The sequence below is a fragment of the Streptomyces sp. NPDC030991 genome (assembly GCF_055571235.1).
Map to the genome: position 1 here is coordinate 34,378 of NZ_JBVIFR010000019.1, position 18,170 is coordinate 52,547.

21 protein-coding genes are annotated in these 18,170 nt (G+C 72.2%); 6 read left to right on the forward strand and 15 right to left on the reverse strand.

Annotated elements, in window-relative coordinates; translation table 11 throughout:
- Positions 1-36: 36 nt before the first annotated feature.
- The 3 genes from ACZ45E_RS29750 to ACZ45E_RS29760 form a co-directional block, all read right to left on the reverse strand.
- The gene (locus ACZ45E_RS29750; RefSeq protein WP_468226369.1) at positions 37-1,293 is read right to left on the reverse strand and encodes a cation:proton antiporter; all 1,257 of its coding nucleotides are present in this window, start codon (positions 1,291-1,293) and stop codon (positions 37-39) included.
- 4 nt (positions 1,294-1,297) lie between these two features.
- Positions 1,298-1,783: a cation:proton antiporter regulatory subunit gene (locus ACZ45E_RS29755; RefSeq protein WP_468226372.1), complete on the reverse strand. Its 486-nt coding sequence runs from the start codon at positions 1,781-1,783 to the stop codon at positions 1,298-1,300.
- 115 nt (positions 1,784-1,898) lie between these two features.
- Positions 1,899-3,446, reverse strand: a complete 1,548-nt coding sequence (locus ACZ45E_RS29760; RefSeq protein WP_468226375.1) for an ATP-dependent DNA ligase — start codon at positions 3,444-3,446, stop codon at positions 1,899-1,901.
- A 288-nt stretch (positions 3,447-3,734) separates the two neighbouring features.
- Here ACZ45E_RS29760 and ACZ45E_RS29765 point away from each other — a divergent pair, with 288 nt between their 5' ends.
- Positions 3,735-4,478 carry an SAM-dependent methyltransferase gene (locus tag ACZ45E_RS29765; protein ID WP_468226377.1) on the forward strand — a complete coding sequence of 248 codons (744 nt, stop codon included), beginning with the start codon at positions 3,735-3,737 and terminating at the stop codon, positions 4,476-4,478.
- Between the two features lie 28 nt (positions 4,479-4,506).
- On the opposite strand, the gene ACZ45E_RS29770 is transcribed toward ACZ45E_RS29765, so the two are convergent.
- Both ACZ45E_RS29770 and ACZ45E_RS29775 read right to left on the reverse strand, forming a co-directional pair.
- Entirely contained in the window at positions 4,507-5,247 is a 741-nt protein-coding gene (locus tag ACZ45E_RS29770; protein WP_468226379.1) for a hypothetical protein, read from the reverse strand.
- Positions 5,244-5,762 (reverse strand): methanogen output domain 1-containing protein, encoded by a 519-nt coding sequence (locus tag ACZ45E_RS29775; protein WP_468226382.1) that lies wholly within the window; start codon positions 5,760-5,762, stop codon positions 5,244-5,246. Before ACZ45E_RS29775 ends, ACZ45E_RS29770 begins: the two co-directional genes overlap by 4 nt.
- 256 nt (positions 5,763-6,018) lie before the next feature.
- Between ACZ45E_RS29775 and ACZ45E_RS29780 the strand changes: the two genes are divergently transcribed.
- Positions 6,019-6,231, forward strand: a complete 213-nt coding sequence (locus ACZ45E_RS29780) for a hypothetical protein (protein WP_468226385.1) — start codon at positions 6,019-6,021, stop codon at positions 6,229-6,231.
- A 15-nt stretch (positions 6,232-6,246) separates the two neighbouring features.
- Here the strand turns inward: ACZ45E_RS29780 and ACZ45E_RS29785 are convergent, their stop codons facing one another.
- A complete protein-coding gene (locus ACZ45E_RS29785; RefSeq protein WP_468226387.1) occupies positions 6,247-7,044 on the reverse strand; it encodes an ABC transporter permease in 798 nt (265 codons plus the stop codon).
- Positions 7,045-7,171: 127 nt separating this feature from the next.
- On the opposite strand from ACZ45E_RS29785, the gene ACZ45E_RS29790 reads away from it, so the two are divergent.
- Positions 7,172-8,257 carry an S-(hydroxymethyl)mycothiol dehydrogenase gene (locus ACZ45E_RS29790; protein WP_468226390.1) on the forward strand — a complete coding sequence of 362 codons (1,086 nt, stop codon included), beginning with the start codon at positions 7,172-7,174 and terminating at the stop codon, positions 8,255-8,257.
- Positions 8,257-8,898, forward strand: a complete 642-nt coding sequence (locus ACZ45E_RS29795; protein WP_468226392.1) for an MBL fold metallo-hydrolase — start codon at positions 8,257-8,259, stop codon at positions 8,896-8,898. The genes ACZ45E_RS29790 and ACZ45E_RS29795 overlap by 1 nt, the downstream gene beginning before the upstream one ends.
- A 68-nt stretch (positions 8,899-8,966) precedes the next feature.
- Here the strand turns inward: ACZ45E_RS29795 and ACZ45E_RS29800 are convergent, their stop codons facing one another.
- The 3 genes from ACZ45E_RS29800 to ACZ45E_RS29810 all read right to left on the reverse strand — a co-directional run bounded on the left by ACZ45E_RS29800 (position 8,967) and on the right by ACZ45E_RS29810 (position 10,303).
- A complete protein-coding gene (locus tag ACZ45E_RS29800; protein WP_468226394.1) occupies positions 8,967-9,368 on the reverse strand; it encodes an ATP-binding protein in 402 nt (133 codons plus the stop codon).
- A 5-nt stretch (positions 9,369-9,373) separates the two neighbouring features.
- Positions 9,374-9,904: a VanZ family protein gene (locus ACZ45E_RS29805; protein ID WP_468226397.1), complete on the reverse strand. Its 531-nt coding sequence runs from the start codon at positions 9,902-9,904 to the stop codon at positions 9,374-9,376.
- Positions 9,905-10,015: 111 nt separating this feature from the next.
- On the reverse strand, positions 10,016-10,303 hold the full coding sequence (locus tag ACZ45E_RS29810; protein WP_468226399.1) for a hypothetical protein: 288 nt from the start codon (positions 10,301-10,303) through the stop codon (positions 10,016-10,018).
- Between the two features lie 126 nt (positions 10,304-10,429).
- Here ACZ45E_RS29810 and ACZ45E_RS29815 point away from each other — a divergent pair, with 126 nt between their 5' ends.
- Entirely contained in the window at positions 10,430-11,152 is a 723-nt protein-coding gene (locus ACZ45E_RS29815; RefSeq protein ID WP_468226402.1) for a DUF2470 domain-containing protein, read from the forward strand.
- On the opposite strand, the gene ACZ45E_RS29820 is transcribed toward ACZ45E_RS29815, so the two are convergent.
- From ACZ45E_RS29820 to ACZ45E_RS29840, 5 genes are all read right to left on the reverse strand, one after another.
- A complete protein-coding gene (locus ACZ45E_RS29820) occupies positions 11,133-12,257 on the reverse strand; it encodes an acyltransferase family protein (protein ID WP_468226405.1) in 1,125 nt (374 codons plus the stop codon). The two genes, ACZ45E_RS29815 and ACZ45E_RS29820, sit on opposite strands and share 20 nt — an antisense overlap.
- A 144-nt stretch (positions 12,258-12,401) precedes the next feature.
- Entirely contained in the window at positions 12,402-13,193 is a 792-nt protein-coding gene (locus ACZ45E_RS29825; RefSeq protein WP_468226407.1) for an SDR family NAD(P)-dependent oxidoreductase, read from the reverse strand.
- An 8-nt stretch (positions 13,194-13,201) separates the two neighbouring features.
- Positions 13,202-13,873, reverse strand: a complete 672-nt coding sequence (locus tag ACZ45E_RS29830) for a TetR/AcrR family transcriptional regulator (RefSeq protein WP_468226410.1) — start codon at positions 13,871-13,873, stop codon at positions 13,202-13,204.
- Positions 13,874-13,942: 69 nt separating this feature from the next.
- Complete coding sequence (locus tag ACZ45E_RS29835; RefSeq protein WP_468226413.1) at positions 13,943-14,983, reverse strand: PhlD; 1,041 nt, start codon at positions 14,981-14,983, stop codon at positions 13,943-13,945.
- A 92-nt stretch (positions 14,984-15,075) separates the two neighbouring features.
- Positions 15,076-15,909 (reverse strand): helix-turn-helix domain-containing protein, encoded by an 834-nt coding sequence (locus tag ACZ45E_RS29840; RefSeq protein WP_468226415.1) that lies wholly within the window; start codon positions 15,907-15,909, stop codon positions 15,076-15,078.
- 452 nt (positions 15,910-16,361) lie between these two features.
- On the opposite strand from ACZ45E_RS29840, the gene ACZ45E_RS29845 reads away from it, so the two are divergent.
- On the forward strand, positions 16,362-16,934 hold the full coding sequence (locus tag ACZ45E_RS29845) for a hypothetical protein (RefSeq protein ID WP_468226418.1): 573 nt from the start codon (positions 16,362-16,364) through the stop codon (positions 16,932-16,934).
- Positions 16,935-16,944: 10 nt separating this feature from the next.
- Here ACZ45E_RS29845 and ACZ45E_RS29850 read toward each other — a convergent pair whose 3' ends face one another.
- Positions 16,945-18,132 (reverse strand): DUF4032 domain-containing protein, encoded by a 1,188-nt coding sequence (locus tag ACZ45E_RS29850; RefSeq protein ID WP_468226421.1) that lies wholly within the window; start codon positions 18,130-18,132, stop codon positions 16,945-16,947.
- Positions 18,133-18,170: the final 38 nt, after the last annotated feature.

Below are 18,170 nucleotides of genomic sequence, written 5' to 3' on the forward strand. Positions count from 1 at the left end.
CCCGGCGGCCGCCGTCGTCGCCCCGGTCCGCGCCGCTCAGCCGATCTGTTCGTCCACCGGGGCCGAGTCCGCCGGAGCGGGGTCTTCCGCCGCGCGCGGCCCGGGCACCGCGGCCGTCGTCTGGACCGGCTCGGCGGCGCGCCGGGTGAACAGCCGCTGGGCCAGCGGCTGGGTGTAGCGGGCGGTGAGCGGCCCCACGATCACCAGGATCAGCACGTACGCGGTCGCCAGCGGACCGAGTCGCGGCTCGATGCCGGACGTCACCGCGAGCCCCGCGATGACGATGGAGAACTCCCCGCGGGCGACCAGCGCGCCACCTGCCCGCCAGCGGCCCTTCACCGAGATACCGGCGCGGCGTGCCGCCCAGTGACCGGTGAAGATCTTCGTGCAGGCCGTCACCACGGCGAGCAGCAGCGCGGGCAGCAGCACCGGCGGGATGCTCGCCGGGTCGGTGTGCAGTCCGAAGAAGACGAAGAACACCGCGGCGAACAGGTCCCGCAGCGGTGAGAGCAGCGTGTGCGCGCCCTCGGCGACCTCGCCGGAGAGCGCGATGCCGACGAGGAACGCGCCGACGGCGGCGGACACCTGGAGCTGCTGGGCGAGCCCGGCGACCAGGATCGTCAGACCCAGCACGACGAGGAGCAGCTTCTCCGGGTCGTCGCTCGACACGAACCGGGAGATGTGGCGCCCGTAGCGCACCGCCACGAAGAGCACGAGCCCGGCGGCGCCCAGCGCGATCGCCAGGGTGAGCCCGCCCGCGGCCCAGCCGACGCCGGCGAGCAGCGCGGTGATGATGGGCAGGTACACCGCCATCGCCAGGTCCTCCAGGACCAGGATGCTCAGGATGACCGGTGTCTCACGGTTGCCGAGCCGCCCGAGGTCCCCGAGCACCTTGGCGATCACACCCGACGACGAGATCCAGGTGACACCGGCGAGCACGACGGCCGCCACCGGGCCCCAACCCATCAGCAGCGCGGCGGCGGCGCCCGGCAGCGCGTTGCACGTCATGTCGACGAGGCCCGCCGGGTACTGCGTCTTGAGATTGCTGACCAGGTCGCTCGCCGTGTACTCCAGGCCGAGCATCAGCAGCAGCAGGATCACACCTATCTCGGCGCCGATCGCGACGAACTCCTCGCTCGCGCCGAGCGGCAGCAGCCCGCCCTCGCCGAACGCGAGTCCCGCGAGGAGATAGAGCGGGATCGGCGAGAACCGCATCCGTCCGGCCAGCCGGCCCAGCAGGCCGAGTGCCAGGATGATCGCCCCGAACTCGATGAGAAAGACAGCGGAGTGCATCCGATCACTCCCGCCCCAGGATCGCGGCCGCCGCCTCGACGCCCTCGCGGGTGCCGATCACGATGACCGTGTCGCCGCCCGCGAGCCGGAAGTCCGGCGTCGGTGACGGGATCGCCTCCGCCCGGCGCAGCACCGCGACGATCGACGCCCCCGTCTCGGTGCGCAGGTGCGTCTCCCCGAGGACCCGGCCGTTCCAGTGGGAGACGCCCGGGATCTCGATGCGCTCGGCGACCAGCCCCAGATCGGTGGTGTGCAGCAGGTTCGGGCTGTGGTGCGAGGGCATCAGCGCGTCGATGAGGTACGCGGCCTCGCCCGAGGTCAGCTTCAGCGACAGGGCGCAGGCGTCCGGGTCGTCGGCCTGGTACGCGCTGAGCGTGCGGCCGCCGTCCCGGTGGGCGACGACCGACAGTTGCCGCTGTTCTCGCGTGGTGAGGTCGTAGCGGAATCCGATCCCCGGCAATGGTGTCCTGCTCAGGCGTGAGGCGGGCACGTCTCTCCCCTTGTCCGTGCGTGTCCGGGCTGCGGTCCCGGCGGCCGTTACGTGGCGAATGCATCTTTCGATGCGACTGTCACCTTATACGGACCATGTTTTGGCAAAGAAATCGTCAGCTGTCGAGGGTCGGATGCGCGGCCAGCACCGTCTCCACCGTGTCCGCCTGCTCTGCCGTCTTGTCCTCCCGGTACCGCACCACGCGCGCGAACCGCAGCGTCACGCCCGCCGGATAGCGCGTCGACCGCTGCAGTCCGTCGTAGGCGATCTCCACGACCAGTTCGGGCCGGACCGTCACGACGTGCCCGTCGTCCTCGACGGCCAGCTCCCGCAGCCGCTCCGTCTGCCAGGCCAGCAGCGCGTCGGTGAGCCCCTTGAACGTCTTGCCGAGCATCGCGAACGAACCGTCCTCGCGCCGCGCGCCCAGATGCAGATTGGAGAGCTTCCCAGTACGCCGCCCGTGCCCCCACTCCGCGCCGAGCACCACCAGGTCGAGCGTGTGCACCGGCTTCACCTTCAGCCAGGACGCGCCCCTGCGCCCCGCGCTGTACGGGGCTTCGAGCCCCTTGAGGACGACACCCTCGTGCCCGCGCTCCAGCGTCGCGTCGAAGAAGCCCTGCGCCGCCGCCCGCTGCCGCGCCTCCGAGCTGTCCTCGACGACCGTGCGCCGCACCCGCATCGGTTCCGGCACGAGTGCGCACAGCCGCTCGTGCCGCCGGGCGAACGGCAGGTCCAGCAGATCGGCCCCGTCGACGTACAGCACGTCGAAGAAGACCGGCGAGACGGGCACCGCCGCCGCGGCCCGCGCCACGTCCACCCGTGACCCGACCCGGCCGGCCACCTCCTGGAACGCGCGCGGCCGCCCGGCGGCGTCCAGGGCGATGACCTCGCCGTCCAGAATGAGCCGCTCGCCCCGCAACTCCCTTACCGCCGCCGTCACTTCCGGCAGCCGGTCGGTGATGTCGTCGAGCGTGCGCGTGAAGATCCGGACGTCATCGCCGTCCCGGTGCACCTGGATGCGGATGCCGTCGAGCTTCTCCTCCACGGCACACGCGCCCAGCTTGTCCAGGGCCTCGCCGACCGAGCCCGCCGAGTGCGCCAGCATCGGCAGCACGGGGTTGCGCACGGTCAGCCGGAACTCCGCGAGCGCGTCGGGGCCGCCGGCCAGCAGCGCCCGCGCGACCGGCTGGAGCCCGCCCGCCAGCATCACCGCACGCCGTACGTCGCCCGGCGCCGCCCCGGTCGCCCGGGCCAGCCCTTCCAGCGCGACCGCGTCCAGGGCGCCCTGCCGTACCTCGCCGGTCACAAGGCCGAACAGGAACCGCTGCTCGTCCTCCGTCGCGGCCCCCATCAACTCGCCCACCAGGCGCCGCCGTTCGGCCTGCGACCCGGCACCGGACACCTCACCGAGCGTGGTCAGCGCCGCGTCCACGTCCCGCACGCTCAGCCCCGGCACGGCCGCCGGCGCCACCCGCTCGCCCAGCACCCGCCACCCGATACCGAGCCGCCCCTGCGGCAGCCGGCCCGCGAGATACGGAATGACGATCGGCACGTCGTCCGGCTCCGCGTCCCGGAACAGCTCCGCGAGCAGTTCGATCTTCCGGGACCGCGCCGAGACGGCGGCGACCTCCTGCGACACCTGAGCCAGCCGGGCAAAGAGCATGCAGCCATGGTGCAACGCGCACCCATGGGGCGCACCCGTACGGTCACCCGGGGGAGCGCGCCCGAAGCCCCTACCGGTGGGCGGCGAGGCCCGGGGGGCGGTCGCCGCACACCGCTTTCCGGCGGGCCAGTTCATCGCATGCTCGATCTGCCCGAACCGGACGTCCCGTTGAGGAAGACGATGCGGCCCTCGGCCATGCCGACATGCTCATATGCCGCGCCGCACGAACCGTCGGGCGCCGGGCGAAAACAAGGTGCGCGGGCCCACCGCTGTTGCCATGCTGCGCCCGTGAACCGTGAACAGATCTCCAGAATCGCGCACGCCGAGCACCCCATCAAGGCGCCGATGGACGACGCCTCGGTCCACCGGCTGCTCGAACGCGGGCTCCCGCGCGGCGACGAACGCGTCCTGGACCTCGGGTGCGGCGGCGCGGAGTGGCTCCTGCGCGCCCTCGCCCCCCGGCCGCGTCTGCACGCCGAGGGTGTGGACATCTCCGAGGGCGACCTGGCCGAGGCCCGACGGGCGGCGGCCGGACTCGGCGTGCACGAGCGCCTCGTCCTCCATCATCAGCGGGCCGAGGAGTTCGCCCCGGAGCAGCCGTTCGATCTCGTGCTGAGCGTCGGGGCCGCGCATGTCTTCGGTGGTCTGCTCCCGACGCTGGCCGCCGCCCGCGCCCACCTGGCGCCGGGCGGCCGGGTCCTGATCGGCGACGGCTTCTGGGAGCGCACCCCGTCCCCGGAGGCCGTCGGGATGCTCGGCGACTTCGCCGACCTGGCGACCACCGTCGACCGCGTCGTCGCCGAGGGGTGGACCCCCGTCGACGGTCACGTCAGCAGCCGGAGCGAGCTGGACGCCTACGAATGGTCCTGCTGGGGTTCGCTCGCCGCCTGGGCCCTGGACCACCCCGCCGACCCCGACAGCGCCCACGCGCTGGAGACGGCCGCCATCCGCCGTACGGAATGGCTGCGCGGCTACCGGGACACCTTCGGCTTCGTGACGCTGGTCCTGCGCCGCACCGCCGACGTCGCCTGAGGCGGTGTCGCCCCGGGAGGACCGGCCGCTATCCGGCCACGTTCTTGAGCGCGCCGCTGACCAGTGCCGTCACCGACTCCAGGTGCGCCGCCGGTGGCAGGCCGGCCGCCGTGAGGGCGAGGGTGGCGCCCGGGGGGACGGGGAGGTGGAACCGGGCGGGGGAGCGGGCCGCGGGGGTGAGGTACAGGTCGGCCCGCGCACAGCCGAGGGCCGGGGCCGCGTGCCGGGCGACCGCTCGGACGACGTCGGCGGCGGTGACGGCCGCGGTGGTCGACACGACGAGCGCGTGCAGATGATCCAGCCTGTCGTGGACCGAGACCAGGGACGTGGTGAGCGCCGTGCGGTCCTCGGTCGCGCGGAAGCGGAGGGTGCGTTCGCGTTCGAGGGCGTTGACGCGCTCCCGTAGGGTGAGGAAGCGGTCACCGGGGTCGATGCGCACGGCGCGCACGTGGACGGCAGGCGTCGGCACCCAGCGGGCCCGGGCGCCGAAGCAGCGGGAGCGGACCCGTGCGCCGTCGAAGCCGCGCAGTGTGAGACCGGCGGGCGTCGGGTGGCTGGTGCGCAGCCACTGCCGGACGAACCGGGTGACGTCGTCGGCGGTCTCCGAGACGAGGGTGCTCAGCGGCGGGCTCTCCCTGACCCCCGGCAGCAGCCGGACGGCCGCCGGGTTCGCGGCCAGGACCCGGGCGTCGGCGTCGACGAGCAGCACCGGCTCCACGAGCAGCCCGGTGATCTGGGTGAAGAGGCCGAGCGCTTCGTCGCGGATCACAGAGGGTCGCCGTAGTACTCACGCCCGGAGTCGTGGTCCGTCTCCGACGACGGGCGGAGATGGATGATGACGCGACAGCCCACGTCCCAGCGGGCGATGGTCTCGGCCAGCTCCACGCGCGCGTAGCCGAGGTTCTCCGCGGCGATGGTCCCGAAGACGTTCGACGTCATCATGCACATCGAGGGGCGTCCCACGACCTTCTCGCCGAACGGGCAGACATGGTTGCGAAGGACGATGCGCTGTTCGTTCTCCTCGATGACGAAGAAGGCGCCGCCGAGCCGCTTCTTGAGATCGACCATGACCTTGGCGACCTGCCCGCGGTCGAGCCGGTCGACCGAGAGTGCCTTGGTGTACTGGCGGTTGATGTCGCCGCCGATGGTCTGGCTGACGAGGCTGACGTAGCCCGCCGCCTCCTCCAGGCCGACCACGTCCTCCAGAACGCGCGAGAGTTCACGGATCAGACTGCGCATGAAGACGTCGCGGTCCAGGGCGACGGGTGCTTCGGACGGTTCCACTGGGCAACCCCCTCGCGGTGAGCTGCTGTACGGGAAGCGGCCACCTTGTGTCATCGAAGTATTGCTCACCGTGACGAGGCTCGTCGGCGGTTTCGGGCAGCCGCCCGGGGCGCGGTCCCGCTTGCATGCGAATTCGAACATGCGATCTAATCACGGACATGTGGCACACCAACACCGACGACCTCGTACGCACACGGCAGGAACGGACCGGGCGGCCTGGCGCGCGGGCGTACGACGCCGGCTCCCGGTCGGGCTCATGCGCCCCGCGGTAGTCGTGCACCGCCCCTCCCCGGGCGGTGGCCGCAGCGTCACGGTCGGGGCCGTGCCCCTCGGGATCGCCCACTCCGACGCGGATGTCATCGAGTTCCTGCGCCGCGCGGGGCTGGAGAGCGCGGAGGACATCGTGCTCGGGGACTCACCGCACATCGAGTGGCGCGGCGCGCCCGCCCACGCGTACGGGACGGTCTGACGCCGGGAACGACAACTACGCGCGACGGTCGGCGGGACGGCGGTGCAGACGGCCCCTGGCCACCAGGTCGACCGTCGCCGCCACCGCGATCGTCTGGACAGCCATGAGAGCTACGAGGACGAAGAGCTGGACCGCGCCGGCCAGTACCGGGGAGGCGCCGCCCAGGAGCATTCCGACGAACGCGCCCGGCAGGGTGACCAGGCCCACCGTGCGGGTCTGGTCGAGCCCGGGGAGCAGGGCGTCGGACGCGGCGGGGCGCGCGATCTCCAGCCGGGCCTCGCGGGGGAGGAGGCCGAGGGCCAGGCCGGCCTCCACCTCGCCGTGGCGTGCGGCGAGTTCGTCCAGGGCGCGCCGGCCCGCGAGGACCGTCGCGGTGAGCGCGCCGCCGATGAGGATGCCGGCAACGGGGATCAGCGTGATGCCGGCCGGCGGCAGCAGGCCCGAGGCGAGGAGTGCGCCGACGACCGGGACCACCGGCGCCGCGATCGGCAGCGCCGCCCACATCCAGCCGCGGCCGGGTGTGATGCGGCGGCCGGCCGTACGCGCCGCCACACAGAACATCAGCAGCACGAACCCGAAGGCCGCTGCGCCGTGGTGGACCACCCAGCCGAGCACCAGCGAGACCGCGCCGAGCTGGACCGCCGCGCGGACACCCGCCACCGCGATCTCCCCGGCCCGCCGCCACGAGGCGTCCGGCGCGAGCCGGAACACCGCCGCCGCGGCGACGGCCACCAGCAACAGTGCGACGAGCGCGACCGCGAGGACGCCGTTGACGGGCAGGAGGGCGGACGCCGCCACCGTTGGACCGGACATCCCCGGAGCCTAGGGTTCGCGACCTCCGACCTGGGCACCGGTGCTGTTCCGCACCTCGGGCATGCGCGACGATGGGCGGACAATACAGCGTAGACAGACGACGCCGAGAGAAAGAGGGCCGACCGTCATGGCACAGCAGGTGCAGGGCGTGATCGCGCGAGCCAAGGGCGCACCGGTGGAGATCGCGACGATCACGGTGCCGGACCCCGGGCCGGGCGAAGCCGTCGTGAGGATCCAGGCGTGTGGGGTCTGTCACACCGATCTGCACTACCGGGAGGGCGGGATCAACGACGAGTTCCCGTTCCTGCTCGGACACGAGGCGGCGGGTGTCGTGGAGTCCGTGGGCGCGGGGGTGCACGAGGTCGCCCCGGGCGACTTCGTGATCCTCAACTGGCGTGCGGTGTGCGGCCAGTGCCGCGCCTGCCGCCGGGGCCGCCCCGAGTACTGCTTCAGCACCCACAACGCGAAGCAGAAGATGACCCTGTCCGACGGCACCGAGCTGAGCGCGGCGCTCGGCATCGGCGCGTTCGCCGAGAAGACGCTGGTCGCCGCGGGGCAGTGCACCAAGGTCGACCCGTCCGCGTCGCCCGCCGCCGCCGGACTGCTCGGCTGCGGCGTGATGGCCGGGCTCGGCGCCGCCATCAACACCGGCGGGGTCGGCCGGGGCGACTCGGTGGCCGTCATCGGGTGCGGCGGCGTCGGGAACGCGTCGGTGGTCGGGGCCCGTCTGGCCGGCGCCGCGAAGATCATCGCCGTCGACATCGACGACAAGAAGCTGGAGACGGCCCGCTCGCTCGGTGCCACCCACACCGTCAACTCCCGCTCCACCGACGCGGTCGAGGCCGTGCGCCAGCTGACGGGCGGCTTCGGCGCGGACGTGGTCATCGAGGCGGTCGGCCGCCCCGAGACCTACGAACAGGCCTTCTACGCACGGGATCTGGCCGGCACGGTGGTCCTCGTCGGGGTGCCGACGCCGGAGATGCGGCTCGATCTGCCGCTGCTCGACGTGTTCGGACGCGGCGGCGCGCTCAAGTCGTCCTGGTACGGCGACTGCCTGCCCTCCCGCGACTTCCCGATGCTCATCGACCTGTATCTGCAGGGGCGCCTGGACCTCGACGCGTTCGTCACCGAGACCATCGGGCTCGAGGACGTGGAGAAGGCGTTCGAGCGGATGCACCACGGTGACGTGCTGCGCTCGGTGGTGATGTTCTGATGGCCGCCACGCCTGCCGCGCGGGTCGAGCACCTCGTCACCTCCGGCACGTTCTCCCTCGACGGTGGGGTGTGGGACGTCGACAACAACGTATGGCTCGTGGGCGACGACTCCGAGGTCGTCGTCATCGACGCCGCGCACGACGCCGACGCCATCGCCGCGGCCGTGGGAGGCCGGCGGCTCGTCGCGATCGTGTGCACCCACGCCCACGACGACCACATCGACGCCGCGCCCGAACTCGCCGCCCGCACGGGCGCGCCGGTCCTGCTGCACCCCGCCGACACGGAGCTGTGGAAGCGGACGCACCCGGACCGCGCGCCCGACGGTGAACTCACGGACGGTCAACAACTGACCGTCGCGGGCGTGGAGTTGACCGTGCTGCACACGCCGGGGCACTGCCACGGAGCGGTCAGTCTGTACGCGCCCGCGCTCGGCACCGTCTTCACCGGCGACACCCTGTTCCAGGGTGGTCCCGGCGCGACCGGGCGGACGTTCAGCGACTTCCCGACCATCGTCGAGTCGATCCGCGAGCGGCTGCTGACCCTGCCGCCCGAGACCGTGGTCCGCACCGGGCACGGCGACAGCACCACGATCGGGGCGGAGGCGCCGCAGCTCGACGAGTGGATCAAGCGCGGCCACTGAGCGCCCCGCGCCTTCGGCCGGGCGGCAGCCGAGCGCTGCCGCCCGGCCGAAGGCGTCGGCCGTATGTGTCAGGCCGCGGCGAAGACCGCGCGTACCGTCTTGCCGCCGCGCCGGTCCGGCCGGACGCTCCACCGCTGGGCGAGCGCGTGGACCAGGGCGATGCCGCGGCCCGACTCGGCGGTCGATGACGGGGCCTTGAGCCGGGGGAGTCCCGGCCCGTCGTCGCGTACCTCCACGATCAGTTCGCCCGCGTCCAGGCGCAGACTCATCCGGCAGCCATGACCGGACGCACGGGTGGCGTTCGTGACGAGTTCCGACACCACCAACTCGGCGTCCGTCGCCGCCTCGTCGGTGCGTCCCGCCAGGAACGACCGGGTCAGGCGGCGCGCCCAGCGGGCGGCTCCCGTGCCCTGCGGCATCAGGTACTCCACGCGTGCGGCGCGCCGTTCGGCGGTCCTGAGCGCACGCATGACGATCACTCCCTCTCGTTGTCTCCTACAGGGGTCCTGTCTTGGTCACGGGCACCATTCCCACGAAGCGTGATCGGCAAGCGGCTCCGCTCCGACGGCCCCGCCAGCGCGTGGAACCCGTGCCCGATGCGCCGGCCGACCAGGAGGTACGCGATCAGCGCGCCCGCCGTGTTGAGAATGACGTCGTCCACGTCGAACGCGCGGCCCTGCACGAGCGCGCCCTGCGCCAGCTCCACCAGCACCATGACGATCGCGGTCACCAGCAGCACCCGCATCATGCGCATCCGCCGTGCCACCAGCACCGGCAGCAACAGCCCGAACGGCGCCCCGAGCAGCAGGTTGCCGCCGATCTGCTTGCACGCGGCCGCGAACGTGTACGACTGCGCGTACTGCTGCAGCGAGGCGCCCGGCCGCAGATTGGACCCGGCGATCTTGTCGGAGGCCGGGGACGGGGTGAGCGTGAGACGTGCCAGTACGGCGGAGAAGGCGACGAGGGCGAGGAACGCGACGAGCGCGATCGCCGCCCGCGCCAGCACTCGCCACCAGCGTCCCGAACGTGGTCGGTCCGCCTTACCGGTCTGTGCCGTCACCGATGTCATGGACTCCGGATGCCCCGTCGGCGCCGGAACACGCGGGGTGACGGCATGTCAACTTGTCTCGGGGGGATGGGCCAGCGTGTCCAGGAACCGCTCAAGGGCAGGGGGCGACGCGCCGCCCCCGCAGCGCACCCGGTCGACCTGCGGTATCGGCGACTTCCCGAGATGCGGCGCCTGGGCCTCGATGGCCTCCGTCAAGTGCCGCCGCCCCAGCGCCCGTTCGGCTGCCGTGCGGCGAACGTACTCGGTGACCGTCACGCCCAGGTGATCGGCGTGCCCGCACACCGCCTCGTACTCGTCGGGCGTGAAGAGCTCCCGCAGAAGCGCAAGTCCGTCCATGGCGGCATGATGCCGTCCCCGGACCCGGTGCGTGGGCGGACGGCATATTCACCCCCCGTTCGTGGGGTGGACCCCCACCGACGATCTCCGCTAAGTTAGGCAAGGCTTACCTAATGGAGGTTCAGGATGGGTGTCCGCCAGATCGCTACCGCCGTGCCCACCACGGCGACCCGCGCACGCTCCGTGCTCGCCGCCGCGTGGACCTGCGGCGTCACCACCGACGTGGGACAGGACGACCTCGTCGGCGCCCACCACGTCGCCGACGACGGCACCGTGCGGATCACGCCGCCGCCGGACAGCGTGCTGGCCGCAGCCGTCCTCTGCTCACCGCACGGCCGCCCCACCGCACTCCTGGAGTTCGCCGACGCGGCACCGGTGCCCGTACGCGACCGGGTCCGCGCCCGGCTGTGGCTCTCCGGCGAACTCGTGCCCGACGGCGCCCGGAGCCCGGACGGCCGCGGCGACGGCGAGATGGTGCTGCGCCCCCGGCGCGCCGTGCTCCAGACCCGTACCGAGCGGATCGGCATCGACCTCGGTGAACTCGCCGCCGCCGCGCCCGACCCGCTGGCCGTCGCCGAGCCCCGCCTGCTGACCCATCTCGCCGACGCCCACCCCGAGGCGATCGAGCAGCTCACCCGCCTCATCACCCCCGACAGCCTGCACGGCGTCGTTCGGGTCCAGCCGCTCGCCGTCGACCGGCACGGCCTGACGCTGCGCCTGGAGCGGGCCCGCGGCCAGGCCGACGTCCGCATCCCGTTCCACAGCCCCGCCGACGACCTGACGGCGCTCACCGAGCGGATGCACTGCCTGCTCACCTCGGCGCAGGCGCTCACCCGCCGCCGGAGGTGACCTTCTCGCGCTCGGCCGCCCGCTCGGGCCCCGGCTTCGGCTCGGCGCGCCGGAACGCCCAGTCCATGCGGGGCTCGACGACATACCGGAAGACGCGCCGCACCGGGTTCGTGCAGAGCAGGGTGATACCGGTGACCGCCGTCGCCGTCACCGCGAGCGCGCCCGCGGGGGAGTGCACCCAGGGGTGGTCGTACCAGTCCCAGAAGCGCGAGGACTTGATGACGAAACCGTGCAGCAGATACGCGTAGACGGTCCCGGTGCCCAGCGCCGTGAACCAGAGCCTGCGCCCCGGCACCCACGCCAGGAAGCAGGCCGTGAGCACCAGCGCGAGCACGAACAGGGCGGGCGTGGCCAGCACCCCCGCCCACGCGGACACCCCGCGCCCCTCCACGCTCCCGCGGTGATAGAACCAGCCGGCGTCGAACCACGGCGCCGCCCAGTACGCGGCCACCACCGCGCCCAGTGCCACCGGCCCCGCCGCCCCGCGCACCCGCCAGGTCCGCAGCCGCGCGAAGTGCTCGGGCCGCAGCACCAGCCCCACCACGAAGAAGGGCAGGAACTGGATCACTCGCTGGAGCGCCAGATCACCGCCCGCGTCCGGCATCATCGACACCCCCGTCGCCAGCGCGAGCGACACCGGCACGGGATGGCGCATCTGCAACCACAGCGGGGTCGAGAGCCGCCAGATGAACAGAGCCGCCAGGAACCACATCAGATACCAGGGGTCCAGCAGGCTGATCGGATACCCGGGGTCGTCCTGCGCCCACCGGTAGAACAGCGTGTACGCCACCTCGAAGACGACGTAGGGCACGACGACGCCGGTCACCAGCCGCTTCAGCCGCCCGGGCGCCATGTCGAAGCTGCGGGAGAAATACCCCGACACCAGCGCGAACGCCGGCATGTGGAACGCGTAGACGGTGAGGTACACCGCCGTCACCGCGCGACTGCCGTACGTCAGCGGTTCCCACGCGTGTCCGCACGCCACCAGCACGATGGTCAGGAACTTCACGTTGTCGAAGTACGACTCGCGTGCCTTGCGCGGCCCCTGCGCCGTGGCCGTGCCGGTGCCGTCGGATATGCCCTGCGCCGCTGCCTGCCGTTCCATCGCGCCCCCTGCGCCCCTCCTGAGCCGGACCAAACCCCCCGCCTGCCCCGTGCAGACGGTTCCATGACTGGGGGCGGGGCACAAGCGCCGTCACGTGACGGACGTGACACGAGGGGGCGGGGCGCTCGCCGCGTCGGCGGCGGATCAGACGGCGGTGTAGGCGCCGTCCACCAGGTGGTAGCTGCCGGCGATGAACGAGGCGCGGTCCGAGAGCAGGAACGCGATCAGCTCCGCGACCTCCTCGGAGTGACCGAGCCGGCCCGCCGGGTGCAGGGCGAGGAGACCGTCGTAGGCCGCCTTGTCCATCTCCTTGAGCAGCGGGGTCTCGATGAAGCCCGGGCCGACCGCGTTGACGCGGATGCCCTTGGCCGCGTACTCGGCGCCCGCGGTCTTGGTCAGACCGACGACGCCGTGCTTGGCGGCGACATAGGCGGGGGAGCCCGCGAAGCCGACCGAGCCGAGGATCGAGGCGACGTTCACGATCGCGCCGCCCCGGCCGGTGGCCTCGATGGCGGGCAGCTCGTGGCGCATCGAGTAGAAGACACCGTCGAGGTTGGTCCGTACGACCCGGTCGTACACGTCGATGTCGTACTCGCCGGTCGGTGCGGCGGCGCCGCCGATCCCGGCGTTGTTCACGGCCAGGTCGAGCCCGCCGAAGGTGTCGACGGCGAACCGGACGGCGGCTTCGACGGAGGCGGGCAGCGTCACGTCGACGGCGACCGCGGCGGCCGTGATCCCCTCACCCTTCAGGGTCTCGGCGGCTTCCTTCGCGCCCTGCTCGTTGTGGTCGGCGATGACGACGTGCGCGCCGCCGCGGCCCAGGCGGCGGGCGGTGGCCAGGCCGATGCCCGAGGCGGCGCCGGTGACCAGGGCGGTCTTCCCGGCGAACTCGACGGCGTTCTCGACGACCTGACCGGTGGTGCGGGTGGTGCTCATGGTGCGTGTCACTCTCTGGTTGCGATGTCGGAGGTCGCCGCCGATCGGGCGGCCTCCCCGATGAGAGCGTCGTAGGCCCGCGCCACCAGAGCGGCGAGGTCCTCGGCGTCCTTGCCCGTGCCGCGCGCCCATGCGCGCAGCGCGGCGGTCAGCACACCGGCGGCGGCGCCGACGACGACCTCGGGACGCAGGTCCCGGGACGGGTCGGTGCCGAGCCGGCCGGCGATGATGCGGACGGACTCGTCCTGGGCGTCGACCCGGATGCGTTCGTACGCGGCGAACAGTGCGGGCTCCTTGTCCAGGACGGCGTACAGCGCGCGCGTCGCGGGGCGGTGGTGCCAGCCGGGGTCCTCCCGGTCGGCGAGCCAGTCCGCGACGGCGCCGCGGTACGCGAGCAGCGGGGGTTCGTCCTCGGGGCGGGCGCGCAGCGCCGCGTTGATGCGGGCGCCGTCCGCGCGGGTGAAGTCGAGCGCCGCGTCCTCCTTGCCGGTGAAGTGCCGGCTGAAGGTGCGGCGCGTGACGTCCGCGCGCTCGGCGATCGCCTCGACGGTCACGTTCCCCAGCCCCCGTTCGAGCACCAGCTCGACAGCGGCCTCGGCCAGCGCTTCGCGCGTCCGGCGGGCTTTGACCTGTCGACGGTCCTCGGGGGGCCGGACGGTGCCTGCCTCGTTCGCCTTCATGCCTTCAGGGTACACCTATATGTCCCGGCGGGACATATGTCTCAGCGGGACATACAGGGAACGGGCGCGTCAGGCGTGCCAGTGCCCGTGGACGGCCGTGGTGGTGAATCCGGGGCCGTACGCCACGGCGACGCCCTGGGCCCCCGGTGCGGGCGGAGCGCCGTGGAGGCGCTCCAGGACGCGGAGCACGCTGACCCCACCGATGTTGCCCTCGTCGCTCAGCGTCTCCGTCGAGTGGCGCGCGTGGTGCGCGTCGAGTCCGAGGACCTCGGCCGTGTCGATGATCATCTTGGGGCTGCCCGGGTGGATGGCGGCGAACTCGACGGAGCGGGCGCCGATCCATCCGGTCAGGGCGGGGAACGTCTCCGCCGGTGCCTTGGGCGCCTGTTTCGTCGAGTCGAAGTGCATGCCGTGGGCGTCGAGCCGGCCCCGATAACGGTCCATGCTCCCGGGCAGCGTGTACTCGAACGTGTCCTCGATGGCGAACCCCGTGGTCAGCGGGGTGGCGCTGACCACGGCGGCGCCCGCGGCGTCCGCGAACAGCGCCTTGTAGATCATGGCCTCGGTCGTGGCGGCGGTGTGGTTGTAGGCGGTGGACAGCACCTCGGCGGCCACCACGAGAACCGGCTCCCGGGGCCGGACGGCGACCAGGTCCGCCGCCTTGATGAGGCTGTGCACCCCGCCCGCGCAGGCCAGGGTGGTGAGGGGAACGCGCCGGGTCGTGGGACGCAGGTTCAGCCGGTGGATCAGATGGACGTCCAGATTCGGCACCGCGTAACCGGTGGCGTGGCTCGTGACGAGGGCACCGATGTCCTCAGGAGCGAGACCGGCGGACTCGATCGCCGCGATCGCGGCACGTTCGGACATGTCGAGAGCGTCATCGAAGGCGGCCCGGGTACGGACGTGCACATTGGCCGTGCCGGCGACCGTGTGGGAGTGCAGAGGGCGGCTGAAGTAGCGCGTGTGCACGCCGCAGTTGTTGACCACGCGCAAGAACGCGCCCAGCCGCGGATGCCCGCTGTGGTGCGCCCGGATGTCGTCGGCGATCTCCTCTGTGGTCACCTTGTGGGCTCCGAGCACGGAGCGCGGTGGCGAGACGTAGGCGGGCATGGGCAACTCCCACAGAGCTGGATCGGGGATGCGTGGGGGGCGGTGCCCAAATTACTGGACGGTCCGTGCGGCCCGTCCAGGGGTTCGAGGGGTCATCGAGTGGGGGTGTGAGCACGCAACATCTGCTGTTGGTGCAGGGGGCGGTCGAAACCGGGACGGAACAACAGGATGAAGAGGCGCGAACCCGGTGCCGTCATCGGCTGGGCCGCGCAGATCGACACCCAGCCGTACCCGCGCAGCGCGTGGCGGATGGGGCGCTCGTGCCCGTCGGCGTGGATGAGCGTGGCCCCGGTCTCGTAGATGCGGGCGGTGTCGGGGTCGGCCAGCACCTCCTTCTCGATCTGCTGCAGTGTCTCGTCGGCGGGGCGTGCGGCGAGGGCGGCGCGCAGTTGCGGCAGCACCCACGGTGCCCACGCGTTGTCCCAGTCGGCCAGCAACGCACGCCCCTGGGGCTCCAGAAGCATCCACCGCATCGTGTTGCCCGGCACCTGACGTCCGGGGAAGAGAGCGGCGAAGGCGTCGTTGTGGGCGATCAGGTCCCAGGAGGCGTCCGTCACGTACGCCATGTCGCTCATGCCGTTCAGCGCGTCCTGCCAGAACGCCGGGATCTCCTTGCCCGAGGACTGGTGGAGCGGGCCCGGCGGGTCCTGGAGGAGCGCGAAGCGGCACAAGGAGACCCATTCCTGCTCGTCGAGGCCGAAGAGCAGGGCCACATCGCGCAGGAGATCGGTGGGCGGATTGGGGTAGTTGCCTGCCTCGAGCCGGTGATACGTCCCCAGCGTCCGGTGCAGCAGCTGGTCGACCTGGTGCTGGGACAGGCCGGGCGCGCGCCGGCCCTGCCCCGTGGGCCGGGTGAAGCCGTGGGACTCGGGGGCTACGAGGGCGCGCCGTTCACGGAGCAGGGCGCGGAGCGCCTTCTTGTTCATGGTGGGTAATCCCTCTTCGTACACGCCGAGTTGAGCGTGAGCAGTCTAAATACTCCCATCGCCTTTGGTAATAAACATTGCCCGAAGAAAACGATCAGGCGGTCCGTCATGATGTCTGGTGCGGGGTTACCCACCTGCCGGTTTCATCATCTGTGGGCATGTAGACACAGTGATGGGGCACCTGTGCCAGGCCGCTCGAAAATGGCCGAAACAACCCGGCGCCGGGTAACTCACGAGCCTTCGGGCTGTTCGAGGAAGAGAGGGCGGGACCGGGCCACCAAATTCGTTCGATGTGGCCGGAAAATGCGTTGCACGACGCACGTCCCGCACTTGTCCGCGAGCGGTGGACCGAGGGTCACTGGCTGCGGTCGGTGCCGTCACTCGCCATTACGTAGCGGCCACGGCATCGGCCGCGCCCGGTCCTGCGCGGCCGCCCGGGCATACTCGGGCCCATGACGACACGAAGACGCGCCGCGGTGGCGGGAACGGTCCTCGCCGGGGGCCTGTTGCTCGCCGGATGCGGTGCGCAGAACGCGAGCGACGCGGCCGGAGCCGGACGACCCGCCCCCTCCGCGGCCCGCGCCGAACCCCCCGCCCCGTCCGCGACCGCCACCGACTGTGCGCCGCCCGCCGCTTCCGATGCCCCGCCGGAGCAACCCGACGCGGCCGGTGACGCCAACGCGAAGTACCGCGAGAACCACGCCTTCCAGAGCACCCTGGAGCTCAAGGGCGCCACCCTGTGCACGGCCCTGCGCCAGGAGGAACGGGTCAAGGGCGCCCTCGCGCGCCTCGCCGGACAGGACGGCGTGACACCGGAACAGGTCGCGTCCGCGCTGACCGGGCTCGGGTACGCGCCCGGCAAGGTGACCACGGACGGCGTCGGCTCCATCGTGACCTACGTCGTCGACCTCGCCCCCGTGTGCGTCGAGGGCTCCGTCGGCGGGGTCACGGGCGTCGTCGACGTGGAGACGCACGGCGTGTACATCGAGGGCACCGGCTGCGTGAAACCGCGGGGCGGGCACTGACCCGGCGGCGTCACTCCTTCAGCAGGCCGCGTACGTACTCCTCCGCCGCGGCGTCGAGCCCGATGTCGTGCTGGGCGCGCTCGGACAAGTACCAGCGGTGTTCCAGTAGTTCGTGGTACAGCTCGGCCGGGTCCACCGGGGTCGGAATCCGGTCGCGCACCGCGCGGACCGTCGGCCGGAACACATCGCGCACCCACCGGTGGGCCAGCACCTCGGGGCGGGCGTCCGGCGCGTCGTCCTGCGTCGCCATCCAGCTCTCCAGATCGGCGAGCAGCCGCCGCGCCTGGTTCTCCTCCGCGTCCATACCGGTCAGACGCAGGAGCTGACGCTGGTGGTGGCCCGCGTCGACGACCTTCGGCACGAACGTGACCGTGTCACCCTGCGGCGAACGGGAGATCTGCATCTCGGCCACGTCGAAGCCCAGGTCGTTCAGGCGCCGGATCCGGCGCTCCATGTAGTGGTGCTTGCCCGCCGGGTAGACCGAGGTGCGGGTCAGCTCGCTCCACAGGCCGGTGTAGCGCTGTTCTATCTCCGTGCCGAACTCGATCGGGTCGATGGAGGGGTGCAGCGCCCCGGACGCCTCCAGGTCGAGCATCTCGCCGCTGATGTTCACGCGGGCCAGGTCGATGTCGTACGCGCGCTGCCCGTCGCTCAGCGTCGGATGCAGCTCGCCCGTCTCCGCGTCCACGAGGTACGCGGCGTACGCGCCCGCGTCCCGCCGGAACAACGTGTTGGACAGCGAGCAGTCGCCCCAGGCGAACCCGGCGAGGTGGAGCCGGACCAGCAGCACCGCCAGCGCGTCCATCAGCCGGTGCACGGTGGAGGGGCGCATCGTCGTCTCGAACATCGAGCGGTAGGGCTGGGACCCGCCCAGGTGCCGGGTGATCAGCACCGGTTCGAGAGGGCTGCCGTCCGGCTGCTCGCGGCCCGTGACGACGGCCAGCGGATCGACCGACGGTATCCCCAACCGGTCCAGTGTGCGCAGCAGTTCGTACTCGCGCAGCGCCGGACGCTCGGCGAGTTCCTTCACGGCGACGACCTCGTCGCCCGCCCGCGCATAGCGCACCACGTGTCGCGAGATGCCGCGCGGCAACGGCACGAGGTACTCCTGCGGCCACTCCTCCAGCGGAATGTGCCACGGCAGGGCGAGCAGGAGCACCGGGTGCTCGGGGTTGGTGGCGCTGATCTCGAGCGGCATGGTCACCAGCGTAGAGGGCCCGCGCGCGCGACCCGCGA

Excerpts from the sequence above, each read along its gene's own strand:
- ACZ45E_RS29850 (WP_468226421.1), bottom strand. The coding sequence starts at position 18,132 with ATGCCGCTCGAGATCAGCGCCACCAACCCCGAGCACCCGGTGCTCCTG.
- ACZ45E_RS29825 (WP_468226407.1), bottom strand. The coding sequence starts at position 13,193 with ATGAGCACCACCCGCACCACCGGTCAGGTCGTCGAGAACGCCGTCGAG.
- ACZ45E_RS29780 (WP_468226385.1), top strand. The coding sequence starts at position 6,019 with ATGCGCCCCGCGGTAGTCGTGCACCGCCCCTCCCCGGGCGGTGGCCGC.
- ACZ45E_RS29785 (WP_468226387.1), bottom strand. The coding sequence starts at position 7,044 with ATGTCCGGTCCAACGGTGGCGGCGTCCGCCCTCCTGCCCGTCAACGGC.
- ACZ45E_RS29750 (WP_468226369.1), bottom strand. The coding sequence starts at position 1,293 with ATGCACTCCGCTGTCTTTCTCATCGAGTTCGGGGCGATCATCCTGGCA.
- ACZ45E_RS29845 (WP_468226418.1), top strand. The coding sequence starts at position 16,362 with ATGACGACACGAAGACGCGCCGCGGTGGCGGGAACGGTCCTCGCCGGG.
- ACZ45E_RS29790 (WP_468226390.1), top strand. The coding sequence starts at position 7,172 with ATGGCACAGCAGGTGCAGGGCGTGATCGCGCGAGCCAAGGGCGCACCG.
- ACZ45E_RS29760 (WP_468226375.1), bottom strand. The coding sequence starts at position 3,446 with ATGCTCTTTGCCCGGCTGGCTCAGGTGTCGCAGGAGGTCGCCGCCGTC.
- ACZ45E_RS29815 (WP_468226402.1), top strand. The coding sequence starts at position 10,430 with ATGGGTGTCCGCCAGATCGCTACCGCCGTGCCCACCACGGCGACCCGC.
- ACZ45E_RS29820 (WP_468226405.1), bottom strand. The coding sequence starts at position 12,257 with ATGGAACGGCAGGCAGCGGCGCAGGGCATATCCGACGGCACCGGCACG.
- ACZ45E_RS29800 (WP_468226394.1), bottom strand. The coding sequence starts at position 9,368 with ATGCGTGCGCTCAGGACCGCCGAACGGCGCGCCGCACGCGTGGAGTAC.
- ACZ45E_RS29795 (WP_468226392.1), top strand. The coding sequence starts at position 8,257 with ATGGCCGCCACGCCTGCCGCGCGGGTCGAGCACCTCGTCACCTCCGGC.
- ACZ45E_RS29840 (WP_468226415.1), bottom strand. The coding sequence starts at position 15,909 with ATGAACAAGAAGGCGCTCCGCGCCCTGCTCCGTGAACGGCGCGCCCTC.
- ACZ45E_RS29835 (WP_468226413.1), bottom strand. The coding sequence starts at position 14,983 with ATGCCCGCCTACGTCTCGCCACCGCGCTCCGTGCTCGGAGCCCACAAG.
- ACZ45E_RS29830 (WP_468226410.1), bottom strand. The coding sequence starts at position 13,873 with ATGAAGGCGAACGAGGCAGGCACCGTCCGGCCCCCCGAGGACCGTCGA.
- ACZ45E_RS29810 (WP_468226399.1), bottom strand. The coding sequence starts at position 10,303 with ATGGACGGACTTGCGCTTCTGCGGGAGCTCTTCACGCCCGACGAGTAC.